Origin of the sequence: Kribbella capetownensis, from assembly GCF_004331485.1 — a bacterium.
Taxonomy (GTDB): Bacteria; Actinomycetota; Actinomycetes; order Propionibacteriales; family Kribbellaceae; genus Kribbella; species Kribbella capetownensis.
Map to the genome: position 1 here is coordinate 700,391 of NZ_SJKD01000001.1, position 16,444 is coordinate 716,834.

A 16,444-nucleotide genomic window follows, 5' to 3' on the forward strand; every position below is an offset into this window, starting at 1 on the left:
TGTATGAGCGCGTCTAGCGTTTTCCTTAGATTTCGCTAGCAACCCCCAGAGCGTGTCGCGAGCCCTGTCTACAGCTTTCTAGCAATTCCGCTAGAAACTCCTAGACCCGCCTAGCCAGCACGTCGTACAGATGCCAGTGCTTCGGCCCGTTCAGCGCCTGCCCGTCGTTCTCCACCTCGTCGAGCCGCTCCACGCTCCATCCGTCCAGCAAGGCCCGGACCTCCGCGTCGTCCTGCGCGGAGATCTTCGGCTGCCGCGCCCAGTCGTCACGCACCCCGAGCAACTGGCCGGCGAAGATGCCGCCCGGCCGTACTGACCGGGTCACCACCGCCCAGGTCTCCGCAAACCGTTCCGGCGGCGCGAAGAACAGGCTGAAGCCCGCATGGACAAGGTCGCCGACCGGAGGCCGCGCATCCCACAGGTCGCTGCGTTCCAGCGTCAGACCTGGCCTGTCGCCGGCTCGGCGTGAGACCTCCGCGAGAGCAGCCGGGCTCGAGTCGACGGCGTGGACCTGCCAGCCGCGATCGAGCAGGTCGAGGGTCTCGTTGCCGGCGCCGCAGCCGAGGTCGACCGCCGTACCGGGCTCGGTGAAGTAGGCGAGCGCGGCCTGGTGCAGCGGTCGGGGCGCATTGCCGGAGGTGAAGGCGATGTACGGCGCCCAGTCGGTGATGTCGGGCATGGGGCGAGTCTTGCAGGCGACTCAGGACACTAGGCCTTCGGGAGCACTATCGTCCTGTCATGGTTGGGCGGGTGGAGTGGGCTCGGCAGGCGGGAGCCCTGTACGAGCGGATGCATCAGCAGTACGTCGGTGGCGCGCGCAAGCTCGAGGCGCTCATCGACGAGCTGATCGGTGACGAGGAGGGCATCAACTACCTCAGCGCGACCGCTCGCGCGAAGGATCCGGAGTCGTTCCTGGACAAGGCGTCGAAGCCGCATCCGGACGACCCGGCCCGGCCGAAGTACGACGACCCGCTGAACCAGATCACCGACCTGGTCGCGGCCCGGGTGATCACGTTCCTGGCCGAGGCGGTGGACCGGGTCTGCGAGGTGATCGAGGCCGAGTTCGAGATCGTCGAGCACACCGACATGGGTGCGCACACCCGGGCGCAGGGCGTGTTCGGGTACGCCAGCAAGCACTACCTGGTCCGGCTGAACGCGACTCGCCGCGAGCTGCCGGAGTACGCCGTACTGAAGAACCTGGTGATGGAGATCCAGGTACGGACCGCGGTCCAGCACGCGTGGGCCGAGTTCGAGCACGACATCCGGTACAAGCTGGACATCCCCCCGGACCGCAAGCCGGAGTTCGACCGGCGGTTCCTGCTGGCGGCGGCGCTGATGGAGCTGGTGGACAACGAGTTCACCGAGATCGACCGGCTGTACCGCGAGCTCGCGGCGGCCGAACCGGACAAGACCCCGCGTGACCTGACGACGGCGACGCTGACGACGTACCTGACTCGGCGCTATCCGGATGCGCCACACGCCAAGACGAACCACTACACGTGGATCCTCGGCATCCTGGCCCGGCTCGGCGTCACCACCGAGGAGCAGCTCACCGAACTCCTGACCGGCATCGACAGCTCCGCGGTCCAGGCCGCGATGACCCACCGCTTCCCGGCCGGCACGGTGCGCCGCCTCGACGACGACCTACTGGCCGCGAAGGGTACGGCGTACGTCGATCTGTTCCCGGACGAGGAACGCCGGCAGAAGATCCTCCGCGGACGCCTCAAAGCACTCACTCGCGCCGGGATCATCGAGTCTTGACGAGGTCCTCCGCGACGGCTTCGGCGGTACGGCGGGCCCAGGCGCCGGTGGTGATGAGGCCGAGCACGAGGACGAGTACGCCGCAGCCGGCGATGACGAACCAGCACAGCTTGGCCGCGTCGATGAAGCCGGTCTCCAGCGTGCCGACCAGACTGGCGGTGAGGATCGTGCCCGCGATCGCCACACCCAGCGAGGCACCGACCTGGCGGCTGGTCGACGCGATCGCGGCCGCGACACCGGCCTGGGAGCGCGGCATCCCGGACACCGCGGCGTTGGTGATCGGCGCGTTCAGCATCCCGAAGCCCAAGCCGAAGATCAGGTAGCCGACCAGCAGCATCGCGGTCGACGTGGTCAGACTCAACCGCGACAGCACCAGCCCGGAGACAGTCAGCATGCTCCCGGCAACGACCAGCGGCATGCGCGGACCGCGGTGCCCGACAAGCCAACCGGAGATCGGCGCGAACACCACAGTCATCGCCGCCATCGGAAGCGTCAGCAACCCGGCATGCAGCGCCGAGAACCCACGCACCGACTGCAGATAGAGCGAGTTCAGGAACAGGAATCCGGACAGCGCCGAGAACCCAGCGACCGCGATCAGCGTCGCCCCCGAGAACGGCGCACTCCGGAAGAACCGCGGCTCCAGCAGCGGTTGCTCGCGCCGCCGCTCGTACATCACCAGGGACACCAGCGACGCGACCGTCACCACGAAGCACCCGATGATCAACGGCGAGGTCCAGCCGGCCGACCGGCCCTCGATGATCCCGTACGTCAGCGCGCTGAGCAGCAGCACCACCAGCACCTGCCCGACCGGATCCATCCGCCGCGGCACCGCGGCCCGCGACTCGGGCACGAACCGCGCCGTCATCAGTACGGCGCCCAGCGTGACCGGCACGTTGATCCAGAAGATGAACCGCCAGCCCGCCGCGTCGACGAGCGCTCCGCCGACCACCGGGCCGACAGCCATGCTGAGCCCGACCACGCCACCCCAGACCCCGATCGCCTGGGCCCGCTCGCGTGGGTCGGTGAAGGTGTTGGTGATGATCGACATCGCCACCGGGTTGAGCATCGAGCCGCCGATCGCCTGCAGCATCCGGAACCCGATCAGCAGGCCGATGGTGGGCGCGACTCCGCACAGCAGCGACCCGAGCCCGAACACCACCAGCCCGGCCTGGAACGTCCGTCGCCGGCCGACCCGGTCCGCGGTCGAGCCGGAGACCATCAGCAGGCTGGCCAGCACCAGGGTGTACGCGTCGATGGTCCACTGCAGCTCGGACACCGAGGCGCCGAGCTCGGACCGGATGGCCGGCAGGGCCAGGTTCACGATGGTGGAGTCCAGGCCGACGATGAAGAGGCTGGAACAGCAGATGCCGAGGATCAGCAACCGCCGCCTACGCGTCAGCTCCTCCACCCGGCTCCCTCCGACACCATCTGCTTGAAGACTGTACAACCGCCGTCCGGGAGCGGTTTCCTCGTGCTCGGCCCTCGGAATCGGCCGGGGCCGAAAACGGTTGGCGGACTGTCGGCGGCCCCGCCTAGGCTTGATCCATTCGCCTGGTCAGGTGCCTTCTCCATCCTTCTATGCCTCTTTGTGAGACGTCATGTCCCTGCGCCTCATTCCGTTCGCCGACCCGGGTGTGCCGGACACCCGGTCCGGTCTCCGACTCATCATCTGGCTGGAGCACCAGCAGCTGCGCGGGCAAGCCCTCGCCGTGTTCTGGGGGCTGCTCTATTTCGGCGGTATCGCCGCCGCTCCGGTCGCCGTCGGTCTCGCCGTCCAGGCGGTGATCGACCTGTCCTGGCCCAAGCTGATCCTGGCCGGGGTGCTGCTGCTCGTGTTCGGTGCGGCCAAAGCTGGCGCCGACTCGTTCTTCCACCGTGCCGTGGTGACCAACTGGATCGGTACGGCGGCGCGCCTGCAGCAACTGCTGTTCCGCAAGGCCGCGGAGCTGGGTTCGCTGCTGACCCGCCGGATCGCCGCGGGTGAGGTGGTCGCCGTGAGCAGCGGCGACGTCGAGAAGATCGGCTGGTTCGTCGAGGTGCTCGGCCGGTTCGCGGCCGCACTGCTGACGTGCTTCGCCGTGGTGATCGGGCTGCTGTTCTACGAGCCGCAGCTCGGCCTGGTGGTCGCCATCGCCGTCCCGGTGCTGGCGTTCTCGATCGTCCCGCTGATGGGGCCGGCCGAGCGTCGTGCCGACGTGCAGCGCGCCAAGGGCGGCCGCGCGACCGAGCTGGCCGCGGACACCGTCGCCGGTCTGCGCGTACTGCGTGGCATCGGTGGCGAGCAGCTGTTCCTGGATCGCTACCGAGACGCCTCGCAGGACTACCGCGCCAGTGCGGTCCGCAGTGCCCGGATGTGGTCGCTGATCGCGGCTCTCCAGGTGCTCCTGTTCGGACTGTTCCTGGTGCTGGTCGTGTGGATGGGTGTCCGGCTGGTGACGTCCGGCCGGATCACTGTCGGCGAGCTCGTCACGACGTACGGGTTCATCACGTTCATGCTGGTGCCGCTGCACACGTTCGAGGAGACGGCGAGTGCCTTCATCTTCTCGAAGGTGTCGGCCCGCCGGGCCGCGCGTGTGCTGGCCCTGCAGCGGACCGACGAGACCATGGGCACCGCCGAGGCCCAGCTGCCCGAGGGCGACCTGCTGGACCCGGTCACCGGTCTGCATGTGCCGGCCGGGAGCTTCACCGCGGTCGTCTGCGGCGACCCGGACGCGGGTGGCCGGCTGGCCGATCGTCTGGGCGGTCACAGCCCGGGCGCCGAGGAGAACCAGGCGTCCGTGCTGCTGGACGGCGTACCGCTCGACGACATCCCGCTGGACTCCGCGCGCACTGTCGTACTCGTGCAGGACAAGGACCCGGTGTTGCTGTCCGGGACGGTGCGGGAGCTGTTCGACGTACCGTCCAGTGGAGATGTCTCACCGGAGACTGCGCTCGACGCCGCGCAGTGCGAGGACATTCTCGACGTACTGCGGCAGACGCTGCCGGCTGGTGTCTCGGACCCGATGCAGGCCGTGCTGACCGAGCGCGGACGGTCCCTGTCCGGTGGGCAGCGGCAGCGAGTGGCACTGGCCCGTTCGCTGTACGTCGACCCGCAGGTGCTGGTGCTGGACGAGCCGACCAGTGCGGTGGACGCGCACACCGAGGCCAGGATCGCGGACGGTCTGCGACTGCTGCGGGCCGGCCGGACCACTGTGGTGTTCTCCTCCAGCCCGCTGATGCTGGACCGCGCAGAGCGCGTGGTGTTCGTGCCGGAGGGCCGCGTCGAGGCGGTCGGGACGCACCACGAACTGGTGCACACCAACCCGCGCTACCGCGCGGTCGTCACCCGTGAAGACGAGCCAACCTTCGAGGAGTCGGCGTGAGGAGCCCCGAGTACGACCCGGCGGCGCCGCAGGAAGCGGCGCGGCTGCCGGTGGCAGGCAGCGCGACCGTGCGCGCCTATCTGAAGATCCTGTTCCGCCGGCACCGCCGTGCGTTCGCCTGGCTGACGCTGGTGAACACAGTGGCGGCGCTGAGCGGGATGGTCGGCCCCTGGCTGCTCGGCAACGTGGTGGAGAAGCTGTCGCAGGGCAAGAGCGACGTCGACCTGCCGTACGTCGTGGTCGGCTTCGTCTGCGCGCTCCTGGTGCAGACGGTGTTCGTCCGGCTGACCCGGTTGCGTGGCGCGGTGCTCGGCGAGGAGATGCTCGCCGACCTGCGCGAGGACTTCCTGGTCCGCGCGGTCGGGCTGCCGCCGGGTGTCCTGGAGCGGGCCGGGACCGGTGACCTGCTGTCCCGGATCACCACGGACATCGACCGGCTCTCGCACGCGATGCGGGACGCCGTACCGCAGTTGACGATTGCGGTGATCTGGGCGGGGCTGCTGATCGGTGCGCTGATCATCACCGCGCCGCCGCTGGCCGTGGCCGTGGTGATCGCGATGCCGATCCTGATCATCGGCGCCCGCTGGTACTTCCGCCGCGCGCCTTCGGCGTACCGGTCGGAGGCCGCCGGGTACGCTGCGGTGGCCTCAGGCCTGGCCGAGACCGTCGACGCCGGCCGGACCGTCGAGTCGCACCGGCTCGGCGATCGCCGGATCAAGCTGGGCGACACCCGGATCGGTCAGTGGGTGGCGTGGGAGCGGTACACGCTGTACCTGCGGATGATCCTGTTCCCGGTGATCAACATGACCCACACGGTGGCACTGGCTGCGGTGCTGGTGATCGGTGGCGGCTTCGCCATCCAGGGCTGGCTCACCGTCGGCGCCCTCACCACGGGTGCGCTGTACATCCAGATGCTGGTCGAGCCGGTCAACATGATGATCCGCTGGTACGACGAGCTCCAGGTCGCGCAGGTGTCGGTGGCCCGGTTGGTCGGGGTCCGTGAGATCGAGGCGGCCGCAGCCGACGAGCAGGCCGAGCCCGAGGGCCGGCGGGTGCTCGCCGACGAGGTGCGGTTCGGTTACCTGGAGGGCCGGGACGTCTTGCACGGCGTGACACTGACGGTCGAGCCAGGTGCCCGGGTGGCGCTCGTGGGGCCTTCCGGTGCGGGGAAGTCGACCCTTGGCCGGTTGCTGGCCGGCATCTACTCGCCGCGGCTCGGTGACATCACCTTGGGCGGTGCTGCCCTCGACAAGATGTCCGCCGAGCAGGTCCGAAGTCATGTGGCGCTGGTCAACCAGGAGCACCACGTGTTCGTGGGCAGCGTCCGGGACAACCTGCGGCTGGCTCGGCCGGAGGCGTCGGACGCCGACCTCTGGGCGGCGCTGCGCTCGGTCGACGCCGACGGCTGGGTCGCCGGGTTCGACAACGGGCTGGACACCGAGGTGGGTTCCGGTGGGATCTCGCTGACGCCGGCGCAGGCGCAGCAGGTCGCACTGGCCCGGCTGGTGCTGGCCGACCCGCACACGCTGGTCCTGGACGAGGCGACCTCGTTGATGGACCCGCGGGCCGCACGGCACCTGGAGCGGTCGCTGGCCGGCGTACTGGAAGGCCGGACCGTGGTGGCGATCGCGCACCGGCTGCACACCGCGCACGATGCGGACGTGATCGCGGTCGTCGAGGACGGCAAGATCGTCGAGCTCGGCGGTCACGACGAACTGGTCGATGCCCAGGGCCCCTATGCGGCGCTCTGGCACTCCTGGCACGGCGATCGCTGAGGCCAGGCTCGGGGGCAGGCCGTTGGGCCTGCCCCCGGACCTGTCGCGTGTGAGGATGAACCTGTGCTGACAACGCTGTTCTCACTGCCGTCCACAACCGCTCTCGATGTGAACGACGAGGGTGCACTGCTCGTCCTGTACGACGGCAGCGGCACCCGGCAGGTGCACCACGTGGCACCGGACGGGACCTGGCGGGCGTTGACCGCGCTGGACGACACCGTCCGCGGCGCACGGTTCATCCCCGAGAGCAGCCAGGTCGTGGTCGAGCACGACGACGGCGGCAGTGAGCTCGGTCAGCTCTCACTGCTCGACCTCGACGAGCCCGGTCTCCCCACCCTGACCCCGCTCGTCCACGACCCGGAGTACGTCCACCACCTCGTCGACGCCAGGCCCGGCCGCGTCCTGTTCACCACGAACCGGCGCAACGGCACGGACTTCGACCTGGTCGCCCACGACTTGGGCGGCGACAGGGACACGGCCCTGTACGACGGTGGTGGCTGGGTGATGGGTGTGACCCCGTCCCCGGACGACAAGTGGGTGGTGCTGTCCCTGGCCAGCGCGCCGGCGAACTCCATCCAGCTCCTCCTGGTCGACACCGGGACCCGGTCCGTCACCGAGCTCACGCCGTACGACGCGCACAACGACCAGGCGGCGGTGTCCTGGCTGCCGGACTCGACCGGGTTCCTGGTGTCGACGAACGCGGACCGGGACCGGATGGCCCTACGGCGGTACGACCTCAGCGACCGGGAGTGGACCGACGTACTCGTGGACGACTCCCGTGATCTGGCCGGCTGGGCCTCTCCCAATGGTGAGGACCTGCTGGTCGGCGTACTGCACGACGGCGAGGTGTCGCTGGCCCTGCATCGGCTCGACGACGGCTCCGAGGTCGCTCCGGTCGGTCTGCCCGCGGGCGGTTGCGCCGGACTGCTGATGTTGACGCCCGATCCGCACTGGTCCGCGGACGGCTCGTTCGCGGCGATCACGTACAGCTCGCCGGTCTGTCCGCCGACTGTGTTCCGCTACGTCCCGGCGTCCGGGGAGTTGCTGGAGGTGCGGCCGCCGGAGATGCCGGAGGCGCCGTCGCAGCTCACGCACCCGGAGAGCCTGCTGGTGCCGTCGTTCGACGGGGAGCAGGTGCCGGTGTTCGTGTTCCGGCCGACCGGCCCCGACCTCGGCACCACCATCGTCCACGTGCACGGCGGTCCGGAGGGCGCGGCGATGCGCAACTGGGTTCCGGTCGTCTCCGCTCTCGCCGCCGATGGCCACACGGTCGTCGTACCGAACGTGCGTGGATCGGCGGGGTACGGGAAGCGGTGGTACTCGCTGGACGACCGGGAGCTGCGGCTGGACTCGGTGAAGGACCTGGCCGCGATCCACGCGTGGCTCCCGACGATCGGCTCCGACCCGAAGCGGACAGCACTGTGGGGCGGCTCGTACGGCGGCTACATGGTGCTGGCCGGGCTCGCGTTCCAGCCGGAGCTGTGGGCTGCCGGTGTGGACATCGTCGGGATCGCCTCGCTGGTCACGTTCCTGGAGAACACCTCGGACTACCGACGCGCGATGCGTGAGCGCGAGTACGGGTACCTGGCCACCGACCGGGAGTTCCTGGAGTCCGCGAGCCCGTTGAACCGGGTCGACGACATCCGTGCGCCGCTGTTCGTCATCCACGGCGCCAACGACCCGCGGGTGCCGCTGTCGGAGACCGAGCAGGTCAGCGACGCGCTCACGAAGCGCGGCGTGCCCTGTCAGGTCCTGGTGTACGACGACGAGGGCCACGGCCTGGCGAAACTGAAGAACAAGCTCGACGCCTACCCGCAGGCGTTGGCGTTCCTACGTCGGCACCTGGTCAGCTGAACAGCGGTGCGAGCGTTCCGGCGGTAGCGTCCAGCCGCGCCGGCAGTCCGAGCGGTACGGCGAGGTTCAGGTCCTCATGCCCGATCGCGGCGCCCTCGACCATCGGCAGACCGAGCGGCTCCAGCCGATCGCGCATCACTGCGTTCACCAGGTCGGAGTCGTCCGCTCCGCTGAAGTCGCCGATCACCAGTCCGGTGACGCCCGCGAACCAGCCTGAGCGGAGCAGCTGCGTCAGCAGCCGGTCCACCCGGTAGGCGTCCTCGCTCACGTCCTCCAGCACGACGATGCCGGTCGGCGGCGCGTAGGTCGGCGTACCGATGCTTGCTGCGAGCATGGCCAGGTTGCCACCGCGCAGCGATCCGTCGGCGACGCCGCCGACCACAGTCCGGGCGCCTGCGGGCGCGAGAAGGTCGGTCACCTTCTCGGGCTCGAACAGCAGCTCGCGGAGCCGTTCCCGGCCGTCCGCAGCGCCCAACTGCTCCACAGCGGCGGCCATCGGTCCGTGGATGGTCACCAGTCCGCGGGCGTTCAGAGGCTCGTGCAGCGCGGTGATGTCGCTGAACCCGATGAACCATTTCGGCCCGGCCACCAGTTCGTCGAGGTCGACGTACTCGAGCATCCGCTGGACGCCGTACCCGCCACGGGCGCAGAACACAGCCGCGAAGCGTGAGTCCAGCCAGGCCGTCCGCAGGTCCTCGGCCCGGGCCTTGTCATCGGCGGCCAGGTAGGTCAGCCGCTCATGCCCGGCCAGCACCGACGGCATCACCTCGACCTCGAGGCCCCACGCCTTCAGGTGCCCGGTCCCGATCTCCAGCCGCGCCGCCTCGACCCGACCGGATGGCGCAACCACGGCCACCCGGTCCCCAGCCCGCAGCCTCGCGGGCACCCTCACGTCAGTCACGCGCGGAACGCTACCAAGTGACCTCGATCGTGCTGCTCTTGGAGACGCCGTTGACCGTGACGCCCAGCTGGACCGTGCCTGGGCGGATGCCGGTCACCTGGCCGGTGGCCGGGTCGTACGACGCGACGGCCCAGAACGGCGCGGTGTTCGCCGGACCGATGTGGAGGAGCGCCGAGCCGAACCAGTCGGACGACACCGGGAACGCGACCGGCACCCGGCGCTCGTCCTGCACCACGGTCGCGGCCGCCCTACCCGTCTCACCTCGGTGCAGCGTCGCGGGCGCAGCGAGCTCGAGCGAGTCCACATGCGGCCGCAGCTCGACCTGGAACCAGGACCGCTCCGGCGCCGACCACTTCCGCTCGCCGGCGGGAGCCGCGGTGGCCTTCGGGTCGATCCCGACCAGCGCCCAGCCAGTGAAGCCACCCGCGTCCGGCGCCGCGGCCGGGCTCTTGCCCGAGTTACCGGTCAGCGGCAGCAGCACGCCGTCCGTCCGGGTGGCGGCGAACGTCCCAGCATGCGCCGCCATGTACGCCGCACCCTTGCCGGTCTGCGCACGGAAGCCGGCCAGCCACTTCACCAGCATCGCGGCCTCCTTGCGGTCGCCGAGCTGCGAGTTGGCCGTCGGGGACGGATCGTCGATCGGGTGGTGCGCCATCACCACGACGTTCCGGATCGACTTGTTCCGGGCCGCGTCGTCGAGTTGCGCGCGCAGGTCGCGGATCTGGTCGAACCCACCGGCCCGCAGCGAACCGAGCGAGGAGTCACGCAGGATGAACCGCGTGCCCTTGTGGTCGAAGGTGCTGGTCGGCGAGCCGAAGACCTTGCTCCACTCGGACAGGTCACCCGGTCCGTAGCTCTCGTGGTTGCCGGGCACGTAGTGCACCGGAACCTTGCCGGCCACCTCCTCGTCGATGATCTGCTTGGCCAGCGCGATGTCGTTCGGGAAGGCCCGGTCGACGAAGTCACCGTTGATCACCAGGAAGTCCGGGTGCTGCGCGAGCGCCTCGCGGATCGTCCGCCGGGCCTGCTTGACGTAGTCCGAGTTCGGGTCGTCGGAGGTGAACTGCGCGTCCGACATCACCGCGAACCGCCAGCGGCCGGCGCCGGTCACCGTCCCGTCCGTGACCACCATCGGGTCGATCACCTTCGCCGGCGGCGCCACGGTCACCGGCGGCGCGCTGCGCACGGTCAGGTCGTCGATGATGATCCGGCCGGAGTACTGCCGGGTCGGCACGGTCTCGACGACGTAGATCCGCCAGAACCGCAGTGGCATCGCCAGACCGGGCGGGATGTCCGCCTCGACGTACTTCCAGCCGGTCCAGTCCACGGTGGCCGCGAGGTTCAGCGTCTGCGCGGTGCCACCGGCAGCGTCGTACGCATTCGCCCGCAGCCACGCACCCTTGCCGTCGCCGTAGACCCAGGCGCCCAGCTTCTGCGGCTGGCCGGGCAGCGTCTGCTGCGGTGCCTGCGAGAGGTACGCCGCTCGCGTCGCCGTACTGCCCGTCAGCGAGTAGTCGAGTGCGATCGCCTGGCCGCCGTCATGCCCTTCGGCGGCGGACGCCGAGGCCGTCGCCGCACCGACCGGTACGGCGTTCGCGGCCCACTTGGTCAGGTCGTCGACCTCGTCCACGACCGTGCTGGTCAGACCGGCGGTGACACTGAGCTGGGTGGTCAGGTCCCCGACGTTGGCCGTGACCACCGTCGAGACCGCCTCGTCGCTGAGGACGTTGACCTCGAACCCATTGCCCTTGGCAACCACCTTGACGACGGCCGGGTCGTAGGTCAGCCTGACGTCCCGCGGTTCGATCCAGGTGGAGAACCCGTCGGCGTCGTACCCGTCGACCTCGAAGAACCCCTTGGCGACAGAGTCCGCCAACGACACCTGCCGGGTCGACGGTGCCAGGCGGGTCGGCGTACCGAGGACCGTCATTGGGAACCTCCCGTTCGCCGAACCGCGAGCCGCCGTGACCACGACGTCGCCGGCCCGCCGGCCGGTCACCACACCCTGCTGGTCGACGCGGACATTGCCCCCGGCGAACCAGTACGGCGTACCTGTTGCGGGAGCGTAGGTCTCGTCGTGGCCGGTGGCGGTGAGAACGCGGCTGAGGCCGGTGAGGACGCGGGAGCTGCGCGACACATCGGCGTCCGGGCCATCGGCCGCCGTACCCAGAGCCTCGACCTGGTAGCCCTTGAGCCTGCCGGAGCCCTTCACCGGAAGGAGTCCGAGGCCGTTCGGGATCAGGCGCTCGCCACCGTCGGACGGGTCGTTCACCACCTGCGGACCGGCCTCACCGGGCGAGCGGGCCAGCATGGTGGAGGAGCCGCCGCCGTCGAGGTTGAGCGCGTCGTCGGCACCGAGGCCGATCATCAATTCGCCCATCTCCTTGAGCGACAGGCCGCGGGAGCCGGTCGCCCGGCCGTCGACGGTCAGCAGGAACATCCGGCTGCCGTCCTTGTCGAAGCCGACCGCCGTCCGGGGCGCGAGGTCGGCGTCCGGTACGTCGGCGGGGACCACACCGTCCTTGGCCAACTGGTAGTTGCCGCTGATACCGACCGCGACGTTCGCCGCGTCGGGGCGCAGGCCGTACTCGACGTCGACCTTGTCGCCGACCTCGAAGGCGGTGAGGGCGTCGGCGCCCGCCTCCCGGCCGATCAGCGCCTGCTCGTTCGCGGCCAGCGGCGTGGTGCCCGGAGTGGCGGCTGAGGAGACGACCACCCCGTCGCGAAGGATCACCTCGCGCACGGTCGGCAGGCCGTCGACGGTCCGGGTCCGGGCCGCGTCACCCCACTGCGGCGTGTAGAGGCCGATGCCGCCGGAGTTGACGGCCGGCGAGTTCAGGTTGGTCAGCTCGAGCTTGGTCGCGTCGTCGTCGGTCGCGCCGCCCTGCAGGAACAGCTGCGCGATCTGGCCGAGGCCGTCCTTGCCGATCACCGCGGTGTCGTTGTGGCCGGCGGCCGGCGCGTTGATCAGCCGTCCGTCGCGCTGGATGCCGACACCGAGCGGCGCGGTCGTGTCGTTGATGTCGAAGAAGTCGCCGTTGACGCCGGCGATCGCCCCTCGGCTCGCCAGTTGCCGGCTGAGCGGCGTACCGCCGGAGACCTTGCCGGTGTTGACGTAGTCGACCGTCACGCCGTGCTTGTCCAGGTCGGTGGTCAGGATGTCGCCGCGCTGCCAGCCCTTGGGGTCCAGGCGCTCGAACGACGTGTAGTTCACGCCGGGCGCGACCGGGCTGTCCTCGCGCGTCGTCAGTACGCCGTCACCGGCGATCCCGGCATCCGGGATCGGGCCGTCTGTTGTCTGCGCGGAGGACGGGCTGACCAGGACACCGGCCAGCAGGCCACCCGCGCCGATGGCTGCGATCACGGGTCGGGTCAAGGGACGGAAGAGCGACACGGGAGCCTCCCCAACGTGGACGGACGCGGCCATCCGACGCGATGCGCTCTACCGTCACATGAGGCACAGGTGTACGCCGGTCAACCGACCGGTGACAAAGTAACGTCTCCAGCGGCTGACCGGAAGGTTTTCTTCTCTATTGACTCGGATCAGTTGGTGCTGACCGGGCGCCCGGACACCTGCCACGCGTGCATGCCGCCGTCCAGGTTGATCGCCTCGCGGCCGATCGAGTTCAGGAACTGGGTGGCCATCCCGGACCGGCCGCCGACCGCGCAGACGCAGAGCACCTTCTGGTCCGCCGGCACCTCACCGACGCGCTGCTGCAGGTCGCCGAGCGGGATGTGCACGGCGCCGTCGATGTGCCCGCGGTCCCACTCGTCCGGCTCGCGGACGTCGAGCACGAACGCCTCCGCAAGCAAGGTGTCGTCGAGTTCGGCCACCACGACCGAGGGGATCTGCTGATTCTGGAACATGCCTCCGATCATCCCAGACGCCAGGTGACGCGATCCGGCCACGGCGGGCCGAGGCGTGGAAATCGCGTTGACACCGGCAGACCGGATTGCGGACCGTAGATCACAGGAGGCGGCGGCGTTGGCACTGATTCAGGGCATCCCCGGCGAGTTCGGGCCGCAGCCGTGGGGCGAGGCGATCCTGCGGAACGGTGAGCTCCTGCTGCTCCGGATCACCCGCCGTCCCCCCAACCACGAGGTCCGGCTGCCGGGCCTGGCGACCACGCCGCGGCACGTGGTCGAGGACGGTACCGGCAAGGCGCTGACCTGGCGCCACGACGGCGACGACCTGCTCGTCCGCCTGCCCGAGTCCACCGAGCGGGCCGTCGTCCGGGTCTCGCTGGAGGGCAAGCTGCGGATCGTCCCGCCGGACACGGTCACCGCCAACGCGGACGGCGTCTGGGACCTCACCCCGGCCGGTACGACGGCCCACCTCGTCGCCCGCCGCTCCGCGGACGTCGCCGTACGCGTCTTCGGCGACGCGTCCGGCGAGATCGAGCTGGCGAACCAGTCGCTGCCCATCCATCACCTCGGCCGGACCATCGGACCCTTCCAGGTGCCGGCCGGTCTCGTGGTCCCACTGACACTTCCGGCCGGCGTACGCCGGGTGCTCGTCGCGCCGGTTGGCACCGTGCTGGCGTCGATCCACGCCTGCGGTTCGGCCGGCGAGCTGGTCGTCCGAGTCACGAACTTCGGCCGCACGGTGGCTCAGGGCGAGGTCGAGCTGGCGCTGCCCACGGGGACCTGCCGCTGGATGTTCGAGGAGCTCGAGCCCGGCGGGTCAACGGGCTGGACCGCCACGATCACCGGACGGCCGGGTGTGTACGTCCTCGAGGCCCGGCTGGACGCCGGCCGTCGCTCAGCCTCGTCACCGTATTCGATTCACCTGTGACGGGTTGAATTCCGGCAACGGTTCCCCTGTACTGAGGCTGATCGATCTTCCGCCCCGATCGAGGAGTCACCCATGCGCACTGCCCTGCCCAGAACCCTGCGGCTGCTGGCCGCCGGCGTCCTGCTTACCGGAGCTGCCACCACCACCGCAGCCGCTTCGACCTCCAGCTCGCCTGCCGCGACAACCGCCGTACAGGCCCCTGCACTGCCGTCGAAGGTGCCGGCCGGTGCGCTCGACGCGACCGGCTACTGGACCGCCGACAAGCTGAAGAACGCGATCCCGGCCGATCTGCCCGGCGATGCCAGAACCCCAGCAAAACAAGGGCCTTCCGGACCTGGGGGCATCGCCTCGAAGCCAACAGCGCCGCTCGGCCACAAGCTCGCGAACGACATCGTTCCGAGTACGGCGGGCAAGCTGTTCTTCGTCGACAACGGGCTCAACTACGTGTGCTCGGCGTCCACGATCAACAACAACTACAAGAACCTGATCATCACCGCCGGCCACTGCGTCCACAGCGGCTCCGGTGGGGCGTGGCACTCGAACATCGTGTTCGCGCCGGCGTACTACAACGGCCAGTCGGGCTACGGCCTGTGGAACTGGAGCCAGGCGCGCACGTTCAACTCGTGGATGGACAGCAGCGACTTCACCCACGACCAGGCGTTCGTCACACTGCAGCAGCGCAACGGCGCCAACCTGATCGACGCGGTCGGCGGGAACGGACTGGTCTGGGGCAACAGCCAGAACCAGCCCGGTGCCCGGATCTGGGGCTGGCCGGCCGAGCCGCCGTACAACGGTGAGGTGCCGTACTACTGCGACGGCGACACGTTCGCGTGGGGCGGCTCGGACGCCGCTCTCACCTGCTCCATGAACGGTGGTGCGAGTGGCGGTCCGTGGCTGAAGGACCGGATCGACGCGAACCTCGGGTACGTGTTCGCGGTGACGTCACGACGGACGACCAGCGGTACGCCGACGTTGCTGTCGACACCGAACTCGGCCGACGTGAAGACGATGTTCGACCTGATGACTACTTGAGCAGCTTCGACAGGCGGCGGTCGGCCAGCGGCTTGCCGCCTGTCTGGCAGGTGGCGCAGTACTGCAGCGAGGAGTCGGCGAAGCTCACCTCGCGGACGATGTCACCGCAGATCGGGCACTTCTGGCCCTTGCGGCCGTGCACACGCAGACCGGACTTCTTCTCCGACTTCAGGTCCTGGACGGCGAGCCCGGCGGACCGGTCGACCGCGTCCTGGAGGGTCTCGCGCATCGCGTCGTACAGAGTCTTGAGCTCGTCCTCGGACAGATTCGAGGCGGGTTTGAAGGGGCTCATCTTCGCGACGTGCAGGATCTCGTCGGAGTAGGCGTTGCCGATCCCGGCGATGACCGACTGGTTCCGCAGGACGCCCTTGAGCTGAACCCGGCCCTGGCGCTTGAGGATGTCACTGAAGTCCTCCAGCGACAGCGTGAACGGATCCGGCCCGAGCCGCGAGATCCCGGGGACCTCGGCCGGGTCGCGGACGACGTACACCGCGAGCTTCTTCTGCGTGCCGGCCTCGGTCAGGTCGAACCCGGAGCCGTCGTCCAGCACGGTCCGCAGCGCGATCGGGCCCTTCCCCGGCCGCACCAGCCCGGTCGACTGCTCCTCCCGCCACCGCAGCCAGCCGGCGCGCGCCAGGTGGATCACCAGGTGCACACCCTGCGCCGAGATGTCCAGGAACTTCCCGTACCGGTGGACGTCGTCGATCAGCAGCCCGACCAGCGACGAGATCGGCGGATCGTACGTCTTCAACGCACTGATCGCGGTGATGTCCGCACGAACGAACGCCCGGCCGACGGCTCGCTCCCGCAGGAACACCGTCAGCGACTCCACCTCCGGCAACTCTGGCACCGTCCCAGTGTGCCGTAAGCCAGGGACACTTTCCCGGGGTTCTCCGGTAAATCACCTATTGGAGACAGTTGTGCCGGACGGCTACCGTCGGTGGCAACAGGATAGGGAGGCCCT

12 protein-coding genes are annotated in these 16,444 nt (G+C 69.6%); 6 read left to right on the forward strand and 6 right to left on the reverse strand.

Features of this window, described 5'->3' with window-relative positions:
* Positions 1 to 100 precede the first annotated feature (100 nt).
* Positions 101 to 679, reverse strand: coding sequence for a class I SAM-dependent methyltransferase (locus E0H75_RS03455; RefSeq protein ID WP_131511550.1), 579 nt, complete (start codon positions 677 to 679; stop codon positions 101 to 103).
* 59 nt (positions 680 to 738) lie between these two features.
* Here E0H75_RS03455 and E0H75_RS03460 point away from each other — a divergent pair, with 59 nt between their 5' ends.
* Complete coding sequence (locus E0H75_RS03460; protein WP_131511551.1) at positions 739 to 1,761, forward strand: GTP pyrophosphokinase; 1,023 nt, start codon at positions 739 to 741, stop codon at positions 1,759 to 1,761.
* Here E0H75_RS03460 and E0H75_RS03465 read toward each other — a convergent pair.
* Entirely contained in the window at positions 1,748 to 3,169 is a 1,422-nt protein-coding gene (locus E0H75_RS03465; RefSeq protein ID WP_131511552.1) for an MFS transporter, read from the reverse strand. The two genes, E0H75_RS03460 and E0H75_RS03465, sit on opposite strands and share 14 nt — an antisense overlap.
* Positions 3,170 to 3,359: 190 nt before the next feature.
* Here E0H75_RS03465 and E0H75_RS03470 point away from each other — a divergent pair, with 190 nt between their 5' ends.
* The 3 genes from E0H75_RS03470 to E0H75_RS03480 all read left to right on the forward strand — a co-directional run bounded on the left by E0H75_RS03470 (position 3,360) and on the right by E0H75_RS03480 (position 8,752).
* Positions 3,360 to 5,123, forward strand: coding sequence for an ABC transporter ATP-binding protein (locus E0H75_RS03470; protein ID WP_131511553.1), 1,764 nt, complete (start codon positions 3,360 to 3,362; stop codon positions 5,121 to 5,123).
* Positions 5,120 to 6,898, forward strand: coding sequence for an ABC transporter ATP-binding protein (locus tag E0H75_RS03475; protein WP_131511554.1), 1,779 nt, complete (start codon positions 5,120 to 5,122; stop codon positions 6,896 to 6,898). The genes E0H75_RS03470 and E0H75_RS03475 overlap by 4 nt, the downstream gene beginning before the upstream one ends.
* Before the next feature lie 63 nt (positions 6,899 to 6,961).
* The gene (locus tag E0H75_RS03480; protein ID WP_131511555.1) at positions 6,962 to 8,752 is read left to right on the forward strand and encodes a S9 family peptidase; all 1,791 of its coding nucleotides are present in this window, start codon (positions 6,962 to 6,964) and stop codon (positions 8,750 to 8,752) included.
* Here the strand turns inward: E0H75_RS03480 and E0H75_RS03485 are convergent.
* The 3 genes from E0H75_RS03485 to E0H75_RS03495 all read right to left on the reverse strand — a co-directional run bounded on the left by E0H75_RS03485 (position 8,745) and on the right by E0H75_RS03495 (position 13,520).
* Positions 8,745 to 9,653: a S66 peptidase family protein gene (locus E0H75_RS03485; protein WP_131511556.1), complete on the reverse strand. Its 909-nt coding sequence runs from the start codon at positions 9,651 to 9,653 to the stop codon at positions 8,745 to 8,747. The genes E0H75_RS03480 and E0H75_RS03485 overlap by 8 nt on opposite strands.
* A gap of 10 nt (positions 9,654 to 9,663) precedes the next feature.
* Positions 9,664 to 13,047, reverse strand: a complete 3,384-nt coding sequence (locus E0H75_RS03490; RefSeq protein WP_238162795.1) for a phosphodiester glycosidase family protein — start codon at positions 13,045 to 13,047, stop codon at positions 9,664 to 9,666.
* Between the two features lie 149 nt (positions 13,048 to 13,196).
* The gene (locus E0H75_RS03495) at positions 13,197 to 13,520 is read right to left on the reverse strand and encodes a rhodanese-like domain-containing protein (RefSeq protein ID WP_131511558.1); all 324 of its coding nucleotides are present in this window, start codon (positions 13,518 to 13,520) and stop codon (positions 13,197 to 13,199) included.
* A 118-nt stretch (positions 13,521 to 13,638) separates the two neighbouring features.
* Here E0H75_RS03495 and E0H75_RS03500 point away from each other — a divergent pair, with 118 nt between their 5' ends.
* The gene (locus tag E0H75_RS03500) at positions 13,639 to 14,448 is read left to right on the forward strand and encodes a hypothetical protein (protein WP_131511559.1); all 810 of its coding nucleotides are present in this window, start codon (positions 13,639 to 13,641) and stop codon (positions 14,446 to 14,448) included.
* 72 nt (positions 14,449 to 14,520) lie between these two features.
* The gene (locus E0H75_RS03505) at positions 14,521 to 15,480 is read left to right on the forward strand and encodes a trypsin-like serine peptidase (protein WP_131511560.1); all 960 of its coding nucleotides are present in this window, start codon (positions 14,521 to 14,523) and stop codon (positions 15,478 to 15,480) included.
* On the opposite strand, the gene E0H75_RS03510 is transcribed toward E0H75_RS03505, so the two are convergent.
* Entirely contained in the window at positions 15,473 to 16,330 is an 858-nt protein-coding gene (locus E0H75_RS03510) for a DNA-formamidopyrimidine glycosylase family protein (protein WP_131511561.1), read from the reverse strand. The genes E0H75_RS03505 and E0H75_RS03510 overlap by 8 nt on opposite strands.
* Positions 16,331 to 16,444 lie beyond the last annotated feature (114 nt).

Coding starts and splice junctions, on each gene's coding strand:
- E0H75_RS03505 (WP_131511560.1), top strand. CDS start 14,521: ATGCGCACTGCCCTGCCCAGAACCCTGCGGCTGCTGGCCGCCGGCGTC.
- E0H75_RS03495 (WP_131511558.1), bottom strand. CDS start 13,520: ATGTTCCAGAATCAGCAGATCCCCTCGGTCGTGGTGGCCGAACTCGAC.
- E0H75_RS03470 (WP_131511553.1), top strand. CDS start 3,360: ATGTCCCTGCGCCTCATTCCGTTCGCCGACCCGGGTGTGCCGGACACC.
- E0H75_RS03460 (WP_131511551.1), top strand. CDS start 739: ATGGTTGGGCGGGTGGAGTGGGCTCGGCAGGCGGGAGCCCTGTACGAG.
- E0H75_RS03455 (WP_131511550.1), bottom strand. CDS start 679: ATGCCCGACATCACCGACTGGGCGCCGTACATCGCCTTCACCTCCGGC.